This is a genomic window from Streptomyces hirsutus, from assembly GCF_001418415.1.
GTDB lineage: Bacteria > Actinomycetota > Actinomycetes > Streptomycetales > Streptomycetaceae > Streptomyces > Streptomyces hirsutus.
Genome location: NZ_LIQT01000727.1, coordinates 1 through 3277, shown reverse-complemented (window position 1 = coordinate 3277; position 3277 = coordinate 1). Strand labels below are relative to the sequence as shown.

General features: G+C 73.8%; 2 protein-coding genes and 1 pseudogene. All 3 read right to left on the bottom strand.

Annotation, left to right across the window (positions count from 1 at the left end; genetic code table 11):
* On the bottom strand, positions 1-315 hold a 315-nt coding region (locus AOK11_RS44250; protein ID WP_276204869.1), incomplete at its 3' end, for a hydroxymethylglutaryl-CoA synthase.
* Positions 316-354: 39 nt separating this feature from the next.
* Positions 355-1105: pseudogene (locus AOK11_RS46980) on the bottom strand (3-hydroxy-3-methylglutaryl-ACP synthase); the annotation flags it as partial.
* Positions 1102-3277: alpha/beta fold hydrolase (locus tag AOK11_RS37970; RefSeq protein WP_157869543.1), on the bottom strand; the 2176-nt coding region annotated here is incomplete at its 5' end. The pseudogene AOK11_RS46980 and the gene AOK11_RS37970, both read right to left, overlap by 4 nt.

Genomic DNA, 3277 nt, shown 5'->3' with positions numbered 1-3277 from the left:
GGCGGGGGGCGGGCCGACAGTGTGATGCCGTCGGGGCAGCAGGCACGCCTGGCTCTCCGGCAGCAGGTCGCGGTACTCGTCGAAACCGAGACGGCGGCGGGCGGCGAGGCGCGGCCCGATCTTCCGGGCGGCCACGGCCCACCGTGCGGTGTCCCCGAGGGTTCCGCTCAGGAACTCCGAGGAGCAGCCGGAACCGTAGGAGAACAGGCCCACCCTGGCCCGGTCCGTCATCACCGGCAGTTCGTCGATCAGGCTGCTCAGCGCCAGGTAGAGGGAGCCGGAGAAGAGGTTGCCGACCTGGGCCGGGTAGCGCAGGCCCGGCTCGACGCGCCGGGCGAAGTCGGCGGCGATCNNCGAACGGGGTGTGGAAGGCGAGGTGGTCGAACGTACCGTCCAGGGTCACGTCGGCCACCCGGCGCCGGTAGTCGGCGAAGCTACGGACGGTGCATTCGAGGTAGGCGACGAGCGACTGGTCGGCGTCGGCGAGTTCGATGTCGGGGCCGGGCCGGGCGGTGTCCATCGTCTCGAAGCTGTGCAGGCCGAACGCACCGAGATCGATGGTGAGGACGTCGGGCTGTTCGCTGAGCAGCAGGGCGACCGCGCCGCTGCCGGTGGCCAGTTCGGCGTACTCGGCCCGCTCGTCGGCGAGCCCCACGTCGGTGGCGATCAGCAGTACCCGGGCGCCCGGTGAGGCACCCGAGGCCAGGTGGCCGGCGGCCAGCTGCAGCGCGGCCGTCGCCGCGTAGCAGGCCTGCTTGACCTCCAGCAGGCGGCACTGCGACGGCAGTTGGAGATACCGGTGGACGTACGAGGCGATCGACTTGCTGTAGTCGACCCCGGACTCGGTGGCCACCAGGACGAGTTCGATCCGGTCACGGACAGCCGGGTCGAGGTCGTCGAGCATGCCCTTGGCGGCGTTCACGGCGTGGGTGACGGGATCCTCGAAGGGCAGGGCCACGGAGCGCCCGGTCAGCATCAGGTTGGTGACCCGGCCCGGGTCCAGGCCGCGGCCCGCGGCCAGGTCGTCGGCGCTGATCCAGGCACTGCCGCCGTAGACGTCGAGCGCCTCGATGCCCACGGTCGCGGGTCGCGGATGGGCGGTCATGCGGTCTCCTCGGTGGGCTCCGGCGCGGACCGGTCGGGGGTGGCAGGGGTGTCGGGCGTGGCGTCGGCGAGGGCCTCGGGGTCGGCGTCGGGAGCGCGGCCCGCGACGGGGGCGGTCGCGGCGGAGACGGTCTCCCGCAGGATGCGGTTGACGTCGTCCGCGTGCGTCACGCAGGGGAAGTGACCGGCGTCGGCCAGTTCCTCGTAGCGCGCGCCGGGGATGGCCTCGGCCAGCCGACGGGCGGTCTCCAGCGGTACGACGGAGTCCAGGCGACCCTGGATCACCGCAGCCGGCAGGTCCAGTTCCGGCAGCCTGCGCAGCAGGTCCGGTTCGCCGGCGAACAGGTCCAGGTAGGACAGACCGACATAGGCATCCATGCTCTCGCAGCGCAGCAGTCGCGCCGCGAGGCCGGGCAGCCGGGTGTCGTCCCCCGTGGCGGCGGCCACGGCGGCCATGTCCTCCGCCACGATGACCTCGAGCCGGTTGACCTCGCCGACGCGGTTGGCGTACCGGTAGGAGCCGCCGATGGTGGTCAGTGAGGCGGCACGGCCGGGGTGCCGCAGAGCGAAGGTCTGGGCGAGCAGCGCGCCCCAGGAGGCGCCGGCCAGGTGCACGGGGTCGTCGATGCCGAGCCGGTCCAGGGCGGCCGTGTACAGGTCGACGATGTGGTCGAGGGACATCTCGCCACGGGTGCGGGTGGCGCCCACGCCGGGATGATGCAGCACGACGAGCCGGTGGTCGGAGCCCAGTTCGGAGAACTGTCGGGCGAACATCCCCGCCCCGATGTTGAAGGGATGCATCAGGAGCAGGGTGGGTCCGCCGGTGCCGTGCACGAACGCCTCGACGGTGGCCGTGTCCAGGTCGACCAGGTGGCGGCGCACGTCCGGGGTGTGTTCGGTGAGCACGGCCAGGTTGTCCCCGGCCCGTTCGTAGCCGTCGGCGACCGCCGCGCGCACGTCGTCGGGGATCCGGTCGGCCGGTTCGAACCGCGCCCTGGCCAGGGCCATCGGCGTGGTCGCGGGCACCGTCGGGTGCAGGTCCACCACGCCGGTGCGGTGGCCGAAGCAGTCGGCCAGCCGGTCGGTGAGCGTCCGGGCGTCGGTGTCAGCCAGCCCGATGGGCACCGCGAGCCGCAGCAGCCCGGCCGGGTCGTCGCCGACGTGCGGTCCGCCGCGGACCCCGGTGGTGCGGTAGAGCCAGGCGAGCAGGGCGGGCCCGGGGTGCGTCAGCGCGCGGAGGGCGTCGTCGCGTCGCGGGTCGAGCAGGACGCAGTGGGTGCCCGGCCCGCCGTGCACGGGCGCACCGGCCTCGACGAGCCGTCGATGCAGGGTGCGTACGTGGCCGGCGCGGCGGCGGACCAGGTCTCCGGCCACCTCGGTGTCCGCGAGGGCGGCGGCGAGGACGGCCAGTTGCTGCGCGCCGAGGTTCCGGCCGTAGGTGTCCTCGTCCTCGGCCAGGCGCTCGGCCAGGTCGGTGCGACGGGTGGCGACCAGGCCGCCCATGCCGACGGCGAAGTCCTTCGACAGGCTCATGGTCACCGCGTCGGCGGTGTCCATGAGGGCGCGCACGGTCTCCCAGAGGTCGCCTCCGTCGGCCTCGGCGATCGCCCAGGCGTTGTCCACGACCCGGGTGGCGTCCAGCACCAGCGGGATGCCGCGTGCGCGCAAGGTGCGCGCGGTCTCGTGCAGTGCGCTGAGGGGGAGCGGGACACCGCCCGCGGCGTTGGTGCTCAACTCCAGGCAGACGAAGGTGACGTCGGTGCCGTGTTCGTCCAGCGCGGCAGTGAGCCCGGCGAGCCTTCCGTCACCGCCCTGCGGCCCGTCGTCCGGCCGCGGGATCCGGACCGGGCGCAGTCCGGCCTCCGCCAGCGCGAACTGCCAGGTCGGGAAGAGGTCGTTGTGCAAGACCACTCCCCTGCGGCCGGGCCAGGAGCGGCACATCCGGAGCTCGGCGGCCCGTCCCGACGCCGTCCACGACACGTGGGGCAGCGGCAGCCAGTCCGGCGGCGCGGTCGTGGCCCGCAGCGGGTCCGCGACGCGGGCGGCCAGGGCGGCCATCCGATCGGTGACGAAGGGGTCGGTGCGCTCGAACCACGAGTCGGTGAGGAGGTCGTGCTCCACCTGGTCGTGGCCCAGCAGCACGGGGTTGTGACCGGCGCGGGCGAGGGCGGTG